15 protein-coding genes are annotated in these 21,143 nt (G+C 51.3%); 6 read left to right on the top strand and 9 right to left on the bottom strand.

Translation table 11 applies throughout. The features are described 5' to 3' along the window. Positions 1–20: 20 nt before the first annotated feature. On the bottom strand, positions 21–1,187 hold the full coding sequence (locus tag BC349_RS08915) for a hypothetical protein (RefSeq protein ID WP_187256394.1): 1,167 nt from the start codon (positions 1,185–1,187) through the stop codon (positions 21–23). Then, positions 1,165–2,163, bottom strand: a complete 999-nt coding sequence (locus BC349_RS08910) for a DUF2157 domain-containing protein (protein WP_187256393.1) — start codon at positions 2,161–2,163, stop codon at positions 1,165–1,167. Before BC349_RS08910 ends, BC349_RS08915 begins: the two co-directional genes overlap by 23 nt. A gap of 245 nt (positions 2,164–2,408) precedes the next feature. On the opposite strand from BC349_RS08910, the gene BC349_RS08905 reads away from it, so the two are divergent. From BC349_RS08905 to BC349_RS08895, 3 genes are all read left to right on the top strand, one after another. After that, the gene (locus BC349_RS08905; RefSeq protein ID WP_187256392.1) at positions 2,409–5,771 is read left to right on the top strand and encodes a methylmalonyl-CoA mutase family protein; all 3,363 of its coding nucleotides are present in this window, start codon (positions 2,409–2,411) and stop codon (positions 5,769–5,771) included. Positions 5,772–5,907: 136 nt separating this feature from the next. After that, entirely contained in the window at positions 5,908–9,117 is a 3,210-nt protein-coding gene (locus BC349_RS08900; protein ID WP_187256391.1) for a WD40/YVTN/BNR-like repeat-containing protein, read from the top strand. 7 nt (positions 9,118–9,124) lie between these two features. Next, on the top strand, positions 9,125–9,565 hold the full coding sequence (locus BC349_RS08895) for a hypothetical protein (protein ID WP_187256390.1): 441 nt from the start codon (positions 9,125–9,127) through the stop codon (positions 9,563–9,565). Positions 9,566–9,641: 76 nt separating this feature from the next. Here the strand turns inward: BC349_RS08895 and BC349_RS08890 are convergent, their stop codons facing one another. The 6 genes from BC349_RS08890 to BC349_RS08865 all read right to left on the bottom strand — a co-directional run bounded on the left by BC349_RS08890 (position 9,642) and on the right by BC349_RS08865 (position 16,467). Next, entirely contained in the window at positions 9,642–10,706 is a 1,065-nt protein-coding gene (locus tag BC349_RS08890) for a mandelate racemase/muconate lactonizing enzyme family protein (RefSeq protein WP_187256389.1), read from the bottom strand. After that, a complete protein-coding gene (locus tag BC349_RS08885; protein WP_187256388.1) occupies positions 10,703–11,779 on the bottom strand; it encodes an N-acetyltransferase DgcN family protein in 1,077 nt (358 codons plus the stop codon). Before BC349_RS08885 ends, BC349_RS08890 begins: the two co-directional genes overlap by 4 nt. A gap of 5 nt (positions 11,780–11,784) precedes the next feature. Continuing rightward, on the bottom strand, positions 11,785–14,295 hold the full coding sequence (locus BC349_RS08880; protein ID WP_187256387.1) for a serine hydrolase: 2,511 nt from the start codon (positions 14,293–14,295) through the stop codon (positions 11,785–11,787). A gap of 25 nt (positions 14,296–14,320) precedes the next feature. After that, positions 14,321–14,713 (bottom strand): helix-turn-helix transcriptional regulator, encoded by a 393-nt coding sequence (locus BC349_RS08875; RefSeq protein WP_187256386.1) that lies wholly within the window; start codon positions 14,711–14,713, stop codon positions 14,321–14,323. Positions 14,714–14,838: 125 nt separating this feature from the next. After that, positions 14,839–16,092, bottom strand: a complete 1,254-nt coding sequence (locus tag BC349_RS08870; RefSeq protein ID WP_187256385.1) for an RNA polymerase sigma factor — start codon at positions 16,090–16,092, stop codon at positions 14,839–14,841. A 21-nt stretch (positions 16,093–16,113) separates the two neighbouring features. Continuing rightward, positions 16,114–16,467, bottom strand: coding sequence for a YciI family protein (locus BC349_RS08865; protein ID WP_187256384.1), 354 nt, complete (start codon positions 16,465–16,467; stop codon positions 16,114–16,116). A gap of 198 nt (positions 16,468–16,665) precedes the next feature. Here BC349_RS08865 and BC349_RS08860 point away from each other — a divergent pair, with 198 nt between their 5' ends. Beyond that, the gene (locus tag BC349_RS08860) at positions 16,666–17,565 is read left to right on the top strand and encodes an aldose 1-epimerase family protein (RefSeq protein WP_246456868.1); all 900 of its coding nucleotides are present in this window, start codon (positions 16,666–16,668) and stop codon (positions 17,563–17,565) included. Between the two features lie 24 nt (positions 17,566–17,589). On the opposite strand, the gene BC349_RS08855 is transcribed toward BC349_RS08860, so the two are convergent. Next, positions 17,590–18,597 (bottom strand): SAM hydrolase/SAM-dependent halogenase family protein, encoded by a 1,008-nt coding sequence (locus BC349_RS08855; RefSeq protein ID WP_187256383.1) that lies wholly within the window; start codon positions 18,595–18,597, stop codon positions 17,590–17,592. 114 nt (positions 18,598–18,711) lie between these two features. On the opposite strand from BC349_RS08855, the gene BC349_RS08850 reads away from it, so the two are divergent. Together BC349_RS08850 and BC349_RS08845 are read left to right on the top strand one after the other, a co-directional pair. Continuing rightward, complete coding sequence (locus BC349_RS08850) at positions 18,712–20,295, top strand: DEAD/DEAH box helicase (RefSeq protein ID WP_343063676.1); 1,584 nt, start codon at positions 18,712–18,714, stop codon at positions 20,293–20,295. Positions 20,296–20,316: 21 nt separating this feature from the next. After that, a complete protein-coding gene (locus BC349_RS08845; RefSeq protein WP_187256382.1) occupies positions 20,317–21,129 on the top strand; it encodes an N-acetylmuramoyl-L-alanine amidase in 813 nt (270 codons plus the stop codon). The last annotated feature ends 14 nt before the right edge of the window (positions 21,130–21,143 follow it).

Here is a 21,143-nt window from a genome sequence, read left to right as displayed (position 1 = left end):
TAAAATATTTCGTTGTGTCCTTAAAATTCGCTCCCGGCACCAGCCCCGCCAAAACTTCCACCGCCAAAGCGGGTATCTGTTGTTGCAGGCGCTTCCTGGCCGACGCCGGCAAATCCTGCCACCACCAGGAAGGGGTTCTGTCCAAGCAGATCACCCTCATCGCCCCCATGGCGGAAGCTGTACACCGAGTTGTCCTGTTTCAGGTAGCGGATGGCCATCCAGCCTGCCAGCAGTAATAGCAAGCCATAGAAGACTGCTGCCAGCTCATGTTCGAACAATGGATAGAATTGATGCTGGGCATAAAACACAGATAAAATGGCCAGGAGTGATAAGCGGATCGAGAGGGATTCCCTTTTCCGGAGTGCATACCAAATAAAGAGTGCCGGAATCGCCAGGGTCCAGGACCAGTAAAGGATTGCTGCCACAGGGTTAAGGGCGTTTGCCGAATTTGTACGGGTATTTTCGGTTAAAACGGTATCGATAGTAATAATATGGAGGGAAGCATAAGCTCCCAGGGCGGCGAGGTTTTCAAGCAGGATCAACAGGTGGCGGTGAAAGTTTGCGCCTTTACGGTCTTTCTGTTGGTGGGCAATGACCGCAATGGCGGACAGGATTAATGCCAGTGTCCAGCAAGGATAGAGGGCCATCTCAGGCGGACTGTTTTCCCACATGGAAAAGCTGAAAAAAGCGATTGAAGCCAGGGCGCCGATGAGTGCCAGACGGTCGAGATAGCGCAGGGCGGCCAGGGTGTAGCAAATAATTGCTGAGAGGGAAAGGATAATGCTGTTTGCTCTCCCATGATTTTCTGTTTGAATGCCGATGAAAATCAGCAGGCAGGAGATGCCTGTATGAAGTAAAACGTCATCTATACCTGAGCGGTAGTGTTGTTTTGACTGGATAAAATATTCAAGCAATCCGAAGCATCCCAGTGCAGTGAGCAGCAGGATGATTTCCGCATTCCTGAAATCCAGCAGCATACCAAATATGCTGCTGATGGAGGAAATACACACCATGGTTAATAATCCCAGTCCGATCCTGATATAAATATTGGGGGAATAGAAGCGGGAAGGGTATTTCATTAGGATGGCCATGCTTTCTTCCCTGGTAATCAGGTCCTGGCTGGAAGCATCCTGTACCACCGAGCGGATTTCAAGCCGGGTAAGTTCATGCCTGGAGTATGCTATCATTTTCCTTGAGTTGTCTGTTGATGAAAATGAGTAAGCGTGCTACGGAGATACCTGAGAGGAGCAGGTAGAACAGGATGGAATAGGCGGTATCAATATTGACTGTAGTTTTCAGCAGGACTTTTTCGATCAGCAGGTAGCTGATACCGGCATATCCATAGAGTATTGCGATCACCGCGTAATAAAAGGATGTATCACGAAAAGCCTTCTTGAGGTGATAATAAATGGCGCCGGCCAGTACGGCCAGCCAAAGTGGCCACCAGTCAATAAAGTGGATCAGTGCCGCGATATTCGAGATGAAAAATATATGGCTGCCAAACTGGTGATAGGTGGAGTCGAAATGTGCTTTGAAGTTTTTCAGTTTTACCAGGAAGGAGATCAGGATGAGCAGCAGTCCCAGTCCGGAGGCCGTCAGGATAGTGGTGGTATTGTTCAGTTCTGACAGGCCCCAGCTGCTGGCGCGGTTTACAGTAATGCCGAGCCAGGCTGCCAGGTTGGTGATGGCCAGGGCGAGTACACCCCGGTGGTCGAAAAAATAGGCGGTGGTGAACAGGATGCACATGGGTATGAAGCTGGCTAACCCCCATCGGGAACCGAAAAGCTGGAACTGCGATTGGAGGTAACCGACAAGGATCAGCACCAGCAGGCTACCTAACAATAATATATAATCGAAAAGTGGTGAAGGGGAGGTTGTTAGGCCTCGGCTGAAAGCTGGTCGTTTGAAATAGCAATATCCGTAACAGGCCAGGGTGGCGGCCAGGATGGCCATCACGATGGTGATATGGCCCAGTTGTTCGATGTGTTTGTACACCAGCACCCCGATGCCGGTGCTGATCAGTAATACGCCGATATACAGGATTCCCTGGATTTCTGTGCGCACTGATTTCCTGGGGTGGGCATAAAAGAGCCGGATTTTTTCCATTGATCCGGGTGAGATGAGTCCCTGCTGGTGCAGGTTTTCAAAAAAGGGCAAAGCCATTGAACAGGTTTAGGGTGTCAATGTACGCGTAATTTTTAATTCACCCGTCGGGTGCCACCCGACGGGTGGCACCCGGATTTCCCGGTTTTAAGCGGGGAAATGGCTTTTAAAAGTAGGTTTTTACGCGTAAGAGGGCAATTCACCCGTCGGGTGCCACCCGACGGGTGAAGGTTAGGGAAACTAACGGGTGTTCGTTATTGCCTGCGGGTTTGTACATTTGTCAACCAACTGATAATGCTTGTTTTATGAGTTATACCACCCAAAATAAAGTGAGGATCGTGACCGCAGCATCTTTGTTCGATGGCCACGATGCTGCTATTAATATCATGCGTCGCATCCTGCAGGCGAAAGGTGCGGAGATCATCCATCTTGGCCATAACAGATCAGTGCATGAAATCGTGGAAGCCGCCATTGAAGAAGATGTACAGGGAATTGCCATCACGAGTTACCAGGGCGGGCATGTGGAGTTTTTCAAATACATGAAGGACCTGCTTGACCAGAATGGTTGCGGTCATATCAGGATTTTTGGGGGCGGTGGAGGTACCATTCTCCCCGAAGAGATTCGTGAATTGCATCAGTATGGGATCACCCGCATTTATTCACCGGACGATGGCCGGCACCTGGGGCTGGAAGGCATGATTGAGGATGTAATCCGCCAGTGTGATTTTTCATTGGATGGAAAAGGTGAATTTGGTGCGCCCATGAAACTGGGGGAGGTTAAAGATGTTCGGAAGATTGCACGCGAAATCACCTTGAAGGAAGTGGGTGAGGTGACCCTCGATGCTGAAAAGCCTTCAGCCAGCGGCAAGAACCACCAACCGGTTTTAGGCATCACCGGTACCGGCGGGGCGGGTAAATCTTCTGTAACGGATGAAATAGTTCGGAGGTTTCTAAATAATTATGGTGATAAAACCATTGCAGTTATTTCCGTTGATCCTTCGAAAAAGAAGACTGGCGGGGCATTGCTGGGAGACAGGATCAGGATGAACAGCATCAGCTCTCCACGTGCCTATATGCGGTCACTTGCTACGCGCGATGATAATACAGCATTAAGCGCACATGTTCAGGATGCCATCGATATCTGCAGGGCTGCCGGCTTTGACCTCATCATCCTGGAAAGTGCAGGGGTGGGACAATCCGATGCATCGATCCTTGATTATTGCGAGATCAGTTTATATGTGATGACACCCGAATACGGCGCAGCATCCCAACTGGAGAAGATCAATATGCTGGATTATGCCGATGTGATTGCCATCAATAAATTCGATAAAAACGGCGCTCTGGATGCCTTGCACGATGTGCGGAAACAGTACAAACGCAACCATAATCTCTTTACGGTAAAGGATGAAGACATTCCTGTCATAGGTACCATCGCCGCACAGTTCAACGACAGCGGGGTGAATGAGTTGTTTGAAAAACTGATGGTTACCATAGGGAAGAAATCCGGTGTGGATTTTGGTCCCATTGAACTGCACCAGCACCTGAAAGACACCAGCTCCAAGTCCCAGGTAATCCCGCCAAAAAGGGTTCGTTATCTCTCCGAAATAGCCGACAATAACCGCGGATATGATCAGTGGGTAAATGAACAGTCGGCCATCGCTTCCAAACTTTACCAGATCAATGGGGTGATTGGCGAAAAGGAAACCAGTCAGCTACCCGAATTGCAGGAATTGCAGAAAAAATATGCCGGTCAGCTGCATCCCGAAAACCGGAAACTGATCGACAACTGGCAATTCCTGGTGGAAAAATACAACAAGACTTTTTTTGAATACCAGGTGCGGGATAAGGTGATCAGGCAGCCACTAACATCGGTTTCACTCAGTGGTACCGCCGTAAAAAAACTTGTCCTGCCGAAATACCGGGATTGGGGAGATATCCTCCGCTGGCAGTTGCAGGAAAATGTTCCGGGCGAGTTCCCCTATACCGCGGGAGTATTTGAATTGAAGCGACAGGGTGAAGATCCCACCCGGATGTTTGCGGGAGAAGGTGGTCCTGAACGCACGAACAAGCGGTTTCACTATGTTTCCCAGGACCAGCCTGCAAAACGTTTGTCCACTGCCTTTGATTCGGTTACACTTTACGGTGAGGATCCTGCTTCCCGGCCTGATATATATGGTAAAATCGGCAACAGTGGTGTGAGTATTGCAACGGTCGACGATGCCAAAAAACTTTACAGCGGATTTGACCTGTGTGACCCGAAAACAAGTGTCAGCATGACAATAAATGGTCCTGCTCCTATTTTGTTGGCATTTTTCATGAACGCAGCCATTGACCAGGCTTGTGAGAAATGGATTGAAGAGAACGGTGGGATGGGGAAATGGAGGGATGTGGTGCTGGCGAAAAAATACGCGCACCTAAACAAGCCATCTTATTACAACCCTTCCTCACCCGAACGCTTACCCGAAGGAAACAACGGGCTCGGTTTGCAGTTGCTGGGACTCAGTGGTGATGAAGTCCTGCCGGCAGAAGTGTACCATGAAATCAGGGCGGCGGCACTAAGCCAGGTTCGCGGTACGGTGCAGGCGGATATCCTGAAGGAAGACCAGGCCCAGAACACCTGTATTTTTTCCACTGAGTTTGCCCTGAAGCTGATGGGTGATGTGCAGGAATATTTCATTCAGCAGAAAGTGCGGAATTTTTACAGCGTGAGCATCAGCGGTTACCATATTGCCGAGGCCGGCGCCAACCCGATTACCCAGCTGGCATTCACGCTGGCCAATGGATTCACTTATGTGGAGTATTATCTCAGCCGGGGCATGCACATTGATGATTTCGCACCCAACCTGAGTTTCTTTTTCAGCAATGGAATGGATCCTGAGTACAGTGTGATTGGCCGTGTGGCCCGTCGTATCTGGGCCAAGGCCATGAAGCTGAAGTACAAGGGCAATGACCGCAGCCAGAAACTGAAATATCATATCCAGACATCCGGACGTTCCCTGCATGCGCAGGAAATTGATTTTAATGATATCCGTACCACACTTCAGGCATTGTATGCGATATATGATAACTGTAATTCGCTTCACACCAATGCCTACGACGAGGCCATCACCACGCCAACCGAAGAAAGTGTGCGCCGTGCGATGGCTATCCAGCTCATCATCAACCGCGAGCTGGGTTCTGCCAAAACGGAGAATTTTATCCAGGGTTCTTTTCTGATTGAAGAGATGACGGATCTGGTGGAAGAAGCCGTGCTGGCGGAGTTTGATCGTATCAATGAACGGGGCGGTGTTTTGGGTGCCATGGAAAGAATGTACCAGCGTAACAAGATCCAGGAGGAGAGTCTGCATTATGAAATGCAGAAGCATACCGGAGAGTTACCGATCATCGGGGTGAATACTTTCCTGAATAAAAAAGGCTCGCCGACCGTGGTGCCGGGAGAGGTGATTCGCAGCACCCGGGAGGAGAAGGAACAGCAGATCGCCAACCTGCATGCTTTCTGGAAACGAAATGAAAACAAGTCGGATGTTGCGCTCAAACGCCTGCGGGAAGTGGCCGTCAGCAATGGCAACCTCTTTGCGGAGCTAATGGAAACGGTAAAATACTGTTCCCTGGGGCAGATCACGCATGCCCTCTACGAAGTTGGCGGGCAGTATCGAAGGAATATGTAAATTCGGCTTACTGCTTAGGTGTCTGACATGTGGTGTCTGACATGTGGTGTCTGACATCTATGATTTCTGACTGCGGTATTTGCAGATGTCAGACACCACATGTCAGACACCTGAACCGCACAACTAAACCAATAACATGCGAATTACGCTTTCCCTGGCGCTGCTTTTACTGCTTGGCGGCGCCCATGCACAATCGAAGAAAAAGACAGTCGCCAAAAATCCGGCTGTCGCTGCCGCAACCGGCATCCAGCCCGATGAGGCCTTGCGTACCGTGAAGTTCAGGAACATCGGCCCCTTTCGCGGGGGACGTTCCGTAACGGCAACGGGCGTACGAGGTAATGACAAACTGTATTACATGGGCACTACCGGCGGCGGTGTTTGGAAAACAGCTGATGCCGGCATCAGCTGGACCAATATTTCTGACGGATTTTTTAACACCGGTTCCGTGGGTGCCATTGCGGTAGCGGAATCCGATCCCAATATTATATATGTAGGCATGGGCGAGCACGCACCAAGGGGCGTGATGACTTCCTACGGCGATGGTGTGTACAAGAGTACCGACGGAGGCCGCAGTTGGAAACACAGCGGTTTGCCCGCCAGCAGGCAGATAGCGGCGATACGGATTCACCCGAAAAACCCCGACCTGGTATATGTGGCGGTGCAGGGTGCATTGAACGGCCCATCGGAAGACCGGGGAATTTATATGTCGGAAGACGGCGGTCAGAACTGGAACAAGGTTCTGTATGTAAATGCAAGTACCGGTTGTTCTGACCTGAGTATGGACCAGCAGAATCCCCGCATCCTGTATGCCGCGATGTGGGAGCATCACCGCCTTCCCTGGGAAGTGAAGAGCGGCGGGCCAGGCAGCGGATTGTACAAATCAACCGACGGCGGCAGGAGCTGGAAGAAACTGGACAATGGCATCCCGAAAGAACTGGGAAAAATGGCCATTGAAGTATCCCGCAGCAATCCCGATAAAGTATATGCGCTGATTGAAAGTGACACTTATAAAGAACAGGGCGGCTTGTTTGTTTCAGAGAATGGAGGAGCTTCGTTTAACCGTGTCAGTAAGGATCATCGTCTCATCAGCCGGGCCTGGTATTATATTGAACTGGCAGTAGATCCGCAGAATGAAAATATTGTGCACTCACTGGGCGCGGAATGGCTGAAAAGCATTGATGGCGGCCGCACCTGGAGCACGCTGAATACCGCCCACGGAGATTACCACCAGTTGTGGATCAATCCCGCCAATCCTTCCAACCTGATCATGGCCGATGACGGCGGCGCATCCGTGAGTTTCAATGGTGGACAGTCCTGGAGCTCACTGAACAACCAGCCTACCGCACAATTGTATCGCATCAATGTTGATAATAAATTCCCTTACCAGGTTTATGCCGGGCAGCAGGACAATACATCCCTGTCGATTGAAAGCAGGAATGTGTGGGGTGGTTCCATCGGGGAAAGGAACTGGTTCTATTCCGCAGGTGGCGAAAGCGCCTTCCTGGCATTTGACCCTGACAACCCGCGTTACGTGATGGGAGGCAGTTACCAGGGAACCATTGAACTGGCGGATATGGAAGTTAAAGATGGAAAAGGCGTGATGCCCGTTCCCCTGCAGTACCAGAGCATTATGCCAAAGGAGATGAAATACCGGTTTAACTGGAATGCCCCGATCATCTGGTCAAAGCTGGATGGTGGTACTTTCTATCATGCAGGTAACCGATTGTTTAAGACTACCAATCTGGGCAAAACCTGGACCGTGATTTCACCAGACCTTACCCGGCATGATACCAGCAGGATGGGGCGTAGTGGAATTCCCTATACCAATGAAGGCGCGGGTGGCGAGAACTATGCCACCATTTCCTATGTGAAGGAATCGCCCCGGGAACCAGGAGTGATCTGGACAGGAAGTGATGATGGGCTGGTGCATCTAACCCGCGACAATGGCCGTTCATGGACCAATGTGACACCGGCGGGATTACCCGAGTGCCTGGTGAACAGCATTGAAGTGTCTCCGCATGATAAGTCAACTGTCTATATCGCCTGCACGCGGTACAAGCTGAACGATTTTTCGCCTATGCTTTACCGTTCGACAGATTATGGCAAGACCTGGACGCGTATTGATAATGGCATTCCGACAGGAGCTTATACCCGTGTGATCAGGGAAGATGACCAACGCAGGGGTTTGCTATTTGCGGGAACCGAGACCGGACTTTACATATCATGGGATAACGGTCAGCAATGGACGAAATCGCAGCTGGGATTGCCGGTTACTCCCGTCACTGATCTGAGGGTTCACCAGGGCAACCTGATTGCTGCCACCATGGGGCGTGCTTTCTGGATACTGGATGATCTTTACATGGTCCGCAATTTTGACAAACTCCAGAAGGGTGCGGCGCTGCAATTGTTCGGTCCGGCATCCTTGTATCGTCTCGCTGGCGGAAGCGCGCTGAATGCAGTGGGCAGCACGGACGATCCCAAACCCGCCACTCCTTTATCTGAAGGGACCAATGCACCGACATCTGCAGTTTTCTATTACCATTTGCCGGCAGGTTCTGACAGTGTTGCTCTTTCGCTGACCATTCGCAATGCCAGGGGAGAACTGGTTCGTCAATATTCCGATTCTGCAGATCCTGCTTTTGTGGAGTATCCGGGTGGTCCCCGTGCCGATCCGCTGCTGCCTAAAAAAACCGGCCTGAACCGCTTTACCTGGAACCTTCGTTATTCCACTTATCCTGGCGTTCCTACAGCGTATATAGAAGGCAGTTGGGATGGTCACCGTGCGCCTCCCGGAAACTATGTGGCCGAGTTGAAGGCGGGCGGACAGGTGGTAAAACACGATTTTACGATCCTGGCGGATCCGAGGATGAAAGCCAGCCAGGCAGATTATGATGAGCAGCATGAATGGCTGACGAAAGTGGAAGATGGCCTGCGCGACGTGCACCATTCCGTGTTGAAGATGCGTGTGGCGAAAGCTCAGGTAGCTGATTTGCTGAAGCTGATCGGCGATAAGCCTGCCTATGCGGAGCTGAAAAGTTCTGCCACAACCCTGCGTGACCGCATGGAGAAGTGGGAAGAAGACCTTGTGCAGAACCGTACCCAGAGCTACGATGATATCATCAATTTCGTGAACAAGCTGAGTGCCGATTATTTTTTCCTTAAAGGAGAAATGGACAGCAATATTCCATTTGTTACCGATGGACAGAAAGAACAGTTCAGGACACTGGAAGCCACCTGGAAGCCTTTGAAGTCGGAGTATACCAATATCGTTACATCCGCGCTGCCTGCGCTTAACGCTATGTGCCGTAAGCTGGGAATTGAAAGGGTAATGATGCCGGTTGAATAAGATTGGAATGGAAAGAAAGAAACCTGAAATAGATGTGGTGAATGAGATACTGGAAGATTGCATCCTTGCGTATCCGGTATCTTCTTTCATCATCAGTTTGTACAAACAGTACCTGCAGCGCGGAAGCCTGAGCAAGAAACAGTTGCAGGGTTTGCACGGGAAAGCTTCAAAGATTGAAGGACTTGCTCCCGGGAAACTGGCCACACTGGAGGCCCTGATCCTGCGGATGCCCACACGGATCAAATCGGTTGTGCCCCAGGGTGGTGGCAGGCCGGTGTTTGAGCGGGATGAAGCTGCGGGGGAGCTGATCTCCTCCATTCTGGCGAAATATCCCGAACACAAGCGGGCACTGTTCCTGCGCACGAAATACGAAAACAATGAAGTGCTGAATGCATCGGAACTGGCGGACCTGAAGCGCTTCGCCCGTGCTTTGGGTATAGGTGTCTGACATGTGGTGTCTGACATGTGGTGTCTGACATCTATGATTTCTGAGTCCGGTAAACGTAGATGTCAGACACTACATGTCAGACACCTAAGCCAAGACCAGGACCTTTCGCTGGAATGAGGCAGCCGTTTTCGATGGAGAACCCTCCGGTGGCCAGGTCGCGACTGAGTTCCAGACTGCCGTCGAGATCAAGGTATCGGGTGTTGGAGCAGGAGAGTGCTGCATGCAGTGCAGCGGTAATGCTGACGACACTTTCATCGTTGCAGCCCCAGAAGAGACCGATGCCCCCCTTTCCGGCAAGCAGCGCGATTTCACGGGCCGCCCTGATGCCCCCGCATTTCATCAGTTTGATGTTGAAGACACCATAACGATGCGGTGTATGCGCCAGTCGAAAAGCAGCCGAAGCATCCAGTAAAGATTCATCTGCCACCAGTATTGACCGCTCTGTTGGAGATAATTGCAGCAGATCTTTATCAGCGCCGGATGGCAGGGGTTGTTCGATCAGTTCAATATCGGCCTTTGCGGTGGCCGTTAAAAACCGTTTCAGATTGATGAGATCATACCCCTGGTTGGCGTCCACCCTCAGCACCAGGCTGCTGCTAAATACTTCCCGGAGTCGCAGCACCCGCTCTATATCCTGTTCTGCATCCAGTCCGGTTTTTATTTTTAAAACCCTAAAGCCCATGGCCAGGTATTCACGCGCATCGGCAAGGGTGCCGTTAATATCCTTGATGCCGATGGTTACCGAAGTTGGGAGGGGGGCGATTTTCTGACCGTAAAATTCAAGCACCGAAACGCCCATGAATTTTCCGAAAGCATCGTGCAGTGCGATGTCGATGGCTGCCAGGGTACCGGGCAGGTGCGGGAAATAAGCGGCCGCTTCGTCAATGAGCTGGTTGAAATGCCGGATATCCCGACCGGTAAGGGTTTCGAGGAACCCTGATTGCAGGTTTGCGAGTGTGTGGGAGGGCTTTTCACCCACCACTTCTTCAAATGGACTGGCAGCACCCAGGCCGGTGATACCGTTTTCCAGGACAAGTTCCAGGAAAACAATTTCAGCATCTTCACTGGTGCTATAGGCGATGGTGTAGGGTTTGCTAAGCGGCAGTTTCTCGAGCCAGGACCGGAATGATTTTATTTTCATTGCTGCTTGTTAAAGTCGGTTATGGGTAAGAGTTGCTGCAGAAAGGGAACCAGTTGCGAAACACCTTCCTGCAGGGGCAGCAAAATCGGGATGCCATATTCCAGTTGCAGGGCCCGCTGGAATGACAAAGCCTCTTCATCAGTACAATCCTCTGTATTCAGCGCAATGGCGATAACCCGGGAACCATAGAGGCGGATCAGTTCGATTTCCGATTGCAGGGAAGGAATCTCGCCCCAGGCAGGTGTATGTTCAAAATGTTTTCGTTTGGGCGCATATACGAGCACGGTATATTTTGCATTGCCCGAAACCAGGAACTCTGAACCAGCCGGACCGCTTGGGTTACGAAGGGCCGATTGTCCCTCCAGTAAAATAATATCCGGATTTGATTCCTTCCAGCAACTGAGGATGGCATGTTCCAGTTCGCCGGAGATGAAATCGTTGAGGGTGGAATCAAAAATGAATCCGTAACGCCCACCCTGTAACCACCCTGTTTGTCCGGTGTATATCATCTGTGCGTTAAGACCTGCTGCCTCGCAGGCCTGGCGGATCAAACGGCAGGTGGTACGTTTTCCCATGGCGCAATCCATTCCCAGAACCGCTATAACTGGAGCTGTAACCGAAAAAATCTCACCCGTCCAGAAATGCAGTTCAGAACGTCGTTTCGGCCGGCGCACATCTATCAGTTCCACTTCATGTGCGGCTGCCAGCCGAACCAGGTCGGACCTGTCTGCCAGGAAATCATGCAGTCCGTTCACAATGGATATCTTATGGCGGATAGCTGATTCAATGATGGCAATAAAATCAGGCGGCAACACTCCGCCGACCGTGGCTACGCCGATGATGCAATAACGGAGATCACTAACCGCTGTTACTGCATCCTCTATACCTGCATATACCGGTATGCCCCGGTGCGTTCCATCCAGCACTTCGCCTGCATCCCTGCCGGCATGTTTATAATCGATGATACCTGCGATATCAAAACGCTCTGTGCCACGGATCAGGCCATGGGCGGTTTTTGCATCTGATTCATGTAAGATCCCGTTCGTTATGACTATGGCTTTTGGTTTGCTCATACCGCTTATCGTTTTAAAAATTTACCCGGATATTTTCCTGTGGCCTGCTTGTCTGCGAAAACAGGTTCGCCGTTTACCCATACTTTCAGGATGCCGTCCGACAGGGCCATTGGGTTTTGAATGGTGGCATTATCCTTCACTGATGCGGGATCCAATAAAACCAGGTCCGCAAAATATCCCGGGGCGATCACTCCTCTTCTTTGAATGCCAACCTGTTCAGCTGCAAGGGCCGTCATTTTGTTGATGGCATTTTCGAGCGACATGATTTTTTTCTCCCTCACATAGTGCCCAAGGACGCGCGTAAAGGAGCCGTATCCGCGTGGGTGGCCTCCATCCGAGCCATCAGAGCAGATATTGGCATGCTGCCAGCTCAGGAAGGCCGATACATCGGCGTCTGTCATGGATTTGCCCATGATGCCTTCCACCCCGCTGCTGTCGGGATTTTTTTTGCGATAGGCTTCCGCTTCAGCGATCAGTGCCATCAGGGTGTGCGCCGGGGAAGTGCCGCGTAGTGTGGCCACTTCTGAGAGGGTCTTTCCCCTGTATTCCGGCTGTGGTTTAAATGCCACCAGAACAGATTGAGCCGGGTCAAAACTATGGTTCACCGCAAATTCAGCGCTGGCTAAATTGTTGTAATCTGTTTTGGGGAATAACACTTTCAGGGTGCTGCGCCAGAATTCATAGGGATACACATCGGCGGTGATGTCTATGCCCTGTAACCTGGCACGCTGAAGCCAGGCCAGTATATCCGGTGCAGAGCCCCAGTCGTCTTTCAGTCCAATTTTCAGGTGGGAAATCTGAACCGGTATTTTAGCCTCCCGCCCAATTCGGATGATCTCATCGATGGCATCCCGAAGGTTGATGTCTTCACTGCGAAGATGGCTCATATAACGTCCATGTTCACCTGCAGTCACCTTTGCCAGTTCCAGCACTTCGTGGTAGGTGGAGAACCAGGCCCCGTCATATTCCAGCCCGGTTGAAAGTCCCAATGAACCTTTCTTCATTTCCGCCATCAACAGTTCTTTCATTTTCTGCAACTCTGCCTCTGTTGAGGGGCGGTGCAAATCATTTTCACCCATTACCATTTCGCGCAGGGCGGTGTGGCCGGTATAGGTGGCAAGGTTGATGGCGGGTGGTGTTTTTTTTATGCTGGATTCCAGGCTATCTATCCAGTTGGCATAGCCATCCTGTCCGGCTACAATAGTGGTGATTCCCTGGTTCAGTGCGGCCAGGGCCTGGGGTTTGTTATCCAGTGATCCTTCCAGGTGGCTGTGGGTGTCGATGAAACCGGGTGCCAGGACTTTGCCGCCGCCATCTATAATTTCCTCGCCGGAATAAGGTTTCAGGTTGCCCACAGCCATGATTTTGTCACCCGCCAGCCGTACTGAAGCCTGCCGGGCCGGACTACCGGTTCCATCAATCACCCAGACATTATTTATCAGGCGCGTGGGGGTTACCGTTAGTCCGGCACCGTTGAAAAAATTACGGGCGATACCCAGGCCGGTTCCATCGCTTCCGCTACTCAGTAAAATAAGGGTGCGCTGATTTTTTACATCCCGTAAAATGATATTGACAAACCCTGTCCAGCCGCCGGTATGGGAAAACTGTTCTTTTTGTTTGTCTATAAACCAGCCGAAGCCATAGGGGTATGAACTGTCGCGGCCTGCCGCTGAAATCTTAACCGGTTCGAAAGCCTGTGCCAGGGTAGCGGGTTTGATCAGCTTTGACTGGTAGAGGCTTTGTTCCCATTTCAGCAGGTCTTCCGCGGAGGAAAACAGGTTGCCATCGCCCAGGATACCGTCCATTACCGTGAGATCAGCCACCCTGCGTTTGCCATTCTCTTCCAAAAATCCAACCACCTGGCCTGGGTTGCTAACAGTTGCGGGTAACCGAAAAAAATAGCTGTTTTTCAATCCGAGCGGCCGGGCGATCTCCTGCTGGAAAAAAGTTTCCATTGTTACGCCTGATAGCTTTTCCACCACTGAAGCCAGCAGGGCATAATTTGTATTGCAGTAATTCCATGCAGTGCCGGGTTCAAACTCGGGTGCAGGATGGTGTGTAGCCAGCAAGTCAACCAGCATAGCATTGGTAAGGGTGTCATTGCTACCCCTGTGGGTCATGAACAGGTCGAAATATTCCGGCAGTCCGGATGTATGGGTCATCAACTGGCGGATGGTCACTTTATCATACGGAATGGTGGGCAGGTATTGCTGCAATTTGTCATCCAGGCCGATTTTACCACGATCGTGTAAGATCAACACAGATGCACATACGAACTGCTTGGTGATGGAAGCCAGGTTAAAAGGAGACTGTAATCTGAGTGGTTTTCCGGAGCGGTAGTCGGCCACGCCGTAGGCTTTGCTCAGGACAGGCCTGCCTTTTTCAGCATACAGCACCACGCCGTTAAAGCGCCCTGATTGGTGCAGGGCGGTGAGGGCCGAATCCAGTGATCTGGCCTGCGACATGGCGTAAACAGACAGGCAGCAGGCAAAAGCCAGGACAGTCAATTTTCTCATAACGATGATATGTAACGGTAATTTATTATTTATTCAGGCAATCCTGGTAGATGCCGGGGGTAATCCCTTCGGATTTTTTAAAAAGCCGCACAAAATAGTTGACATCACTGAATCCGCATTGATGGCTGACGGAGGTGATGGAATTTCGCGAATCGGTTACTAATTGTTTGGCCGGCTTGATTCTTTCGCGGTTGATGAATTCGATCGGGGTAACAACAAACTGTTCGCGGAACCATTTGAAAAAGGAATTGCGGCTAAGGTCGGTATAAATATTTTTGGCCAGGTCGCTGCTGCAGTAAACCCTGATGATCCTATTGGTGGTATCCGTGATTTCGGTGTCGATGTCAAAATGATACTGGTTGAACTTTAATTGCCACTGGTGTTTATGGTCGGGATCGCTGTTGTAATAACTATTCATGAATTGAATTATGTCGTGGATATATTGGGCATTCACTGTTCGACCGCGTCTGACATGCGTCTGACATGCGTCTGACATGCGTCTGACATACGTCTGACATACGTCTGACATACGTCAGACGCGCGTCAGACGCCTTCGGCAATTGACCTGATCCTTCGTTGCAGGATTTGCCGGTCGGCAGCAGATCTTGCGAGGGATAATGCCTGTTGGAAATGCCCGGTTGCTAACTCCGGGTTTATATGCCGGTACAGTTCACCGAGCAGGCTGTAGTAGTATTGATTCCTGTTTGACCGGATCCTGGAAAGGGCTTCAATGGCAACCTGGGGTCCCCGGAGTTTGGACAGGGCATAGATCCTGTTGAGTGCCGCCACCGGGGAGTATTCTACTTGTAATAAGGTATCAAAAAGCTGGAGGATGTTTTCCCATTTTTCTGGTGTGTCGGTTTTTTGGGTATACCAGCAAGCGATGGCGGCTTCCAAGTGGTATTTAGTAAGCGTGGGGCCGGTTGCCGCATGATGCAGGTAATACAATCCCGCGCTGATGAGGTCCCGGTTCCACAAAGATTCATCCTGGTCCTCGTATAAAATCAATTCACCGGAAGAACCTTTCCTGGCGGCAAAGCGGGAGGACTGAAAACAGGTCAGTGAATACAACGCCTTCACGGAAGGCAGGTCGGTTTGCTGGTTGCCGAGCAATAACCGGGTCAGGCGCATGGCTTCCTGGCAAAGGTCTTCGCGCAGCACCTGGTCGTGGCTTTCGGAATAATATCCCTCATTAAATAATAGGTACAGGGTAGCCAGTACGGTATCGAGCCGGCTATCGATTTCCTTTTCCGCAGGCACTGAAATGCTGATTTTTTCCCGTCTTAAAGTTGTCTTAGCGCGATGCAGTCGTTTGTTAATCGTTTCGCGGTTTGTTAAAAAAGCATTGGCAATTTCATCTATCCCAAAACCGCAGAGAATGCGCAAGGCAAGCGCTATCTGCGACTCCCTGGAAATAGACGGATGGCAGACCGCAAATAACATCTGTAACTGGCTGTCGGAATTATTTTCTTCGAAGAGGTTGATGAAGTCTGGCGCTTCACCATCCCGCGCTGCCCCATCCTGCCGGTTGTTCAACTGCGGAATGATCTTATCCCGCAGCTGCTTATCCCGCTGCAAATGATTCCTGGCCTTGTTTTTTGCCACGTGGTAAAGCCAGGCAGTCGGGTTTGGCGGAACCCCCTTGTAGGTCCAGGTTTCCATGGCTGACAGGAAAGTGTCACTTGCCAGGTCTTCCGCCGTTTCCAGGTGTTCAATGCCAAACAATTTGCACAGTACAACCGTGATCTTCCTGAATTCGGTCCTGAAAAGATGCGGTATCAATTCCTGCTGTTCCATGGGCGGTGGATGGCCTGAAAATTATTTGGCGTGTTCGGGGCCGGCAATTTTGCGCACTTCCACCGTGTTGCCATCGCCTTGTAAAACGGGACAAGCTTTGGCAAACTCAACGGCTTCCTCCACTGAATCGGCCCAGACATGGATAAAGCCGCCAATAGTTTCCTTGATATCGCCAAAAGGTCCGTTGGTAACCATTTTGTCTGACTTCACCACCCTGGCCTCGTCAAAAGGCAGTCCCGTGCCGCTGACAAATTTATTCTGTGCTGCGATGCTGTTAATCCAGTCCATGGTTTGTTGCATCCAGGCCTGCATTTGTTCGGGGGAGGCCAGTTTGCCGCCATCTTCATGGCGCATGATCAGTAGGAATTCCTGCATGGGTTGATTTTTTAGGGGTTCAAAACCAGTTATATACCCTGATAACAATTGAAATCCGGGAAATAGGACAAATCCGGGTGAATCTTCCGGTAATTTACGACAGGTGTCTGACATGTGGTGTCTGACATGTTTGTCCGCAAGGCGGAGAATTTCACATGTCAGACACCACATGTCAGACACCTGTGTTAACTTTATTCCATGACGGAAATGTTACATCTCAGCAACGGACAGATAGAAGTTGTGATCCATCCCAGGGGGGCGGAATTACAGGTGCTGAAAAGCCTGTCCACCGGAGTCAATTACATGTGGAGCGGCGATCCGGAATACTGGGGAAAATTCTCCCCGATCCTGTTTCCCATAGTGGGCGCATTGAAAAACGATACCTATCTCTATAACGGAAAGGAATACACGTTGCCAAGGCATGGTTTCGCACGCGAACGGACCTTTCTGGCTGAACATGTTTCTGAGGAGGCAGTTAATTTCAGGCTGGTGGATGACGCTGAAACCAGGGCCTGTTATCCCTTTAATTTCCAGCTCGATGTGCATTATCGCCTGGAGGAAAACCGCGTGTATTGCCGATATACCGTAACCAATACCGGTGAAGGCCCGCTGTGGTTTTCCATTGGCGGGCACCCGGCTTTCGCTGTGCCCCTGCTCCTGGAAAACGAGACCACGCAATACGAGACCACGCAATACGAGGATTATTTCCTTGAATTCAACCATTCGCATGAGCTGAACCGTTATAAGGTAACCGGCGGACTGATCGGTGATGGAACGCAACATATAAAGCTCGACCAGGGCCGGCTTCCGTTGAGTAAGGACCTGTTCAGGGAAGATGCCCTGGTGCTGAAAGGCATGCCGGATACAGAGATCAGCCTGGGCTGCAGCAAACACCCTCATGGTCTTCATTTCAGATTTGAAGGATTCCCGTTCTTCGGCATCTGGGCCGCCCCCGGTGCAGATTTCGTATGCCTTGAGCCCTGGTGCGGAATTGCGGACAGCGTCCACCATAACCAGGAACTGACGACAAAAGAAGGCATTCTCTCCGTAGAACCGGGAGAACACTGGTGCCGTCAATGGTGTGTAGCCGTGTTTTGATGGTGTCCTGTTGAAGGAAAGCTGTTATAGTTTCCGGACGCGTACCTGCCATTCCGGGCCGCTGCTGAGTTTATAGCGCTCGGCAAGATTTCCCATATTGATCCCAAAGGAAAGATTCAGCAGGCTGTTGGCATAGGCCACCGGCTCACCCTCCCGTACAGCCGAAAAAGTATTGCCGAAAATCATCACGCCCCTGTACAGGATTTGTGATCCTTTGCTTACCTGCAATTCGAGCCGGTCACCCACCCGGACCCCGTTTTCTTCCAGCAGCGACAGCGGAATATTGGTCCACACATTTCCGTACTGTTCGTCCAGCACCGGGATGCTTCCATGGAAGTAGCCCGCTTCAAAACCGGCTTCCCGGAAAGGGATCATCACCACCTCGGGCGAAAGTGCAGGGCCCACTTCCGAAAACCGGATGATTCCACCCGCCAGTCGGGCTCCGGTATAGGCATACACATCGCGTCCATGGAAAGTATAGGATGCTGCTGACCCGGGCAGGCGGTTGATTTTTTCATCAATCTGCCGGAGGGAATCAATGCCGATGACCCGGGCTACCATGGTCAGGGTGCCATTGTCTGGGGTGACGATAAAGTGGCCGGACCTGGTTTTCGCTACCACCGATTTCCTGTCAGAGCCCACTCCCGGATCCACCACCGAAACAAATACAGTACCGGCCGGCCAGTAGGAAATTGCCTGCCAGAGCCGGTAGGCCGCTTCCCAGGTATTGAAGGCCGGAATTTCATGTGTCAGGTCGAAGATCTGAAACCGCGGTGTTGGAAAGGCAGTTTCCGTTGCCAAACCGGTTATCGAACCCGTTGCCGAACCGATTGCCACGCTGTATGCCACACCCTTCATGGCCGCTACCGCACCGTCTTTCAGGCCGAAATCTGTCTGCAGCACCAGGGCGCCATTTTGTGATCGGGCCTGCCCCGGAAGGAGAATGGTGAACAGAATGAAAGCCGAAACCAGGCGTATCCTCGCTGAAACCCGGAAGATCTTCGCTGAAAACTGTTTGCAGGGTGTATTCATAAAACTGTTTTTGTATGCCCGGATAACCGGTTACGTCTGGTGTTAAAGTTAATATAAGCCGCTACAACCGCCGTTTTGCACTATCTTTACGACAAATAGAAATGATTATTATTTGTGAATTTTAGTGAATTACCCCTCGATCCGGGATTAATGGAAGGGATCGACGCCATGGGATATGTAACCCTTACTCCCGTTCAGGAAAAAGTAATGCCCCCCATTCTGGAAGGAAAAGACATCATCGCTTCAGCACAGACCGGAACCGGGAAAACAGCCGCCTTTGTATTACCCATATTAAGTAAACTGATTCACCAGCGCCATGAAGGACATACCAGCGCGGTGATTATTGTGCCCACGCGTGAACTGGCTGTCCAGATCGCGCAGACTGTTGAAGGGCTCGCTTATTTTACCCCAGTCAGCAGTATTGCCATTTATGGCGGGGGGGATGGCAGTGCTTTTGTGCAGGAAAAACAGGCTTTGCGCAACGGCGTGGACCTGGTGATCTGTACGCCCGGCAAACTGATCGCCCACCTGAACATGGGCTATGTGGACTTCAGCGAGATCCAGTACCTGGTGCTCGATGAGGCCGACCGCATGCTGGATATGGGATTCCATGATGACATCATGCGCATCATCCGTTTTCTGCCCGCAAACCGCCAGAGCCTCCTGTTTTCGGCCACGATGCCGGAAAAGATCCGGAGCCTGGCGAAGCGCATCCTCAAGGACCCTGTTGAAGTGAATATCGCGATATCAAGGCCGCCTGAAAAGATCAGGCAGATGGCCTATGTGGTGTATGAGCCGCAGAAGAATGAGCTCATCATGAAGATCATCCGCGAAACCCCGCACCGCAGCCTTATTGTATTCTGTTCGCGCAAGCAAACGGTTAAGCAACTAACGCAAACCCTTAAGCGCGCGAATTTCAATGTGGCCGAAATACATTCGGACCTTGAACAATCGGAACGCGAAGAACTGCTGCAGGGTTTCAAAAGCGGTCGTATTCCAGTGGTGGTGGCTACGGATGTACTGAGCCGTGGAATTGATATTGATACCATTGATGTGGTGGTCAATTATGATGTTCCCAATGATGGCGAGGATTATGTGCACCGCATTGGCCGTACCGCGCGCGCCGAGAAAGACGGAAAAGCGTTTACGCTTGTCAGTGATAAGGAGATCGGACGTTTCTCCCGCATCGAATCGCTCATAGGTAAAGAAGTTGAAAAAGTACCGGTGCCCGCAGAGCTGGGACCGGCCCCTGAATATGTGGTGAGAAGGAGAGGTGAAGGAAGAAGAGAGGAGAGAGGCGGCAGGGATAAGGGAGGAAGAAGGGATGACAGGGGTGGAAAAAAACACCATAGCGGCAACAGGCATCATCCGCATCCGGAAAGGGCTGAGGGTGGAGAGCCCGCACAGGGCGAAGGTCAGCAGGGTGGCGGGCGTCCGCATGGTGACAGGCAGCCGCGTGGAGAGCGACCTCCCCGTGGAGAGCGGCAGCCAGGCGGAGGCGAAAGACAGCACCGCGGTGAAAGACAGCCACCACAAAGGCCGGAGCAATCCCGCGCGGAGGGAAGCCAGCCTGCCGGAGAGATAAGACATCCGGATACAGCCCACACCGGGGGACCTGATTCCCCCCAAAACAACGGCGAACCAAAAGTTCGGATCAGGGTTGTTAAAAAACAGGAGAACCCGGGTGGGGAGGGTTAAACTATTTTCAAGTAAGTTCTGATGAAAGCAAACCGGACAATTCTGCCCCTATCCATTGCCGTTATAATGATGGCCCTGGTGTTCGCCTGCAGTCCCAACCCCTATGCAAAGACAAACCGGTCGCATAAAAAGCAGGTGAAAGCGATCGCCAAAAGCCTGAAGCAGTTTCCCCCGGACAATAGCATGTCAACCGCCGGGAGATGGGTGGGTACCACGAACATGAGTATCCGCAAACCCAATTTTGTGATCATTCACCATACTGCCCAGAACAGCTGCGACCAGACCCTGCGCACTTTCACACTGCCGCGGACAAAAGTGAGTTCGCACTATGTCATCTGCAAGGACGGCACCGTTCACCAGATGCTGAACGATTATCTTCGGGCGCATCATGCCGGTGTGGGCAGCTGGGGAAACAATACCGATATCAATTCATCCAGCATTGGCATAGAACTCGATAATAACGGGTTTGAAAACTTTGATGAACGCCAACTGAACAGTTTGTATAACCTGCTCGACACCCTGAAAAAAAGACATGATATTCCTGCAGCCAATTTTATCGGCCATGGGGATATTGCGCCGACCCGCAAGAACGACCCGAACTGGCGTTTCCCCTGGAAGACGCTGTCAGCGCGTGGTTTCGGGAAATGGTATGGCGATACAACCGGGATTCAGGTGCCGGAACATTTTGATCACCTCATGGCGTTGCGGGTGGTAGGTTATAACCTGAAGGATAGCGCTGCTGCGATCAGGTCATTTAAGCAGCACTGGATGCAGGATACCACCCGGCCAATGACGGAAGAAGCGAAAAAGATATTGTTCCTGCTGGCGCAATAGGAGGCGGGGCAGCC

Origin of the sequence: Flavihumibacter stibioxidans (assembly GCF_014332695.1) — a bacterium.
Classification (GTDB): domain Bacteria; phylum Bacteroidota; class Bacteroidia; order Chitinophagales; family Chitinophagaceae; genus Flavihumibacter; species Flavihumibacter stibioxidans.
Note: the sequence above shows the minus strand (reverse complement) of the source record. Positions and strands in the feature narration are given on the sequence as shown.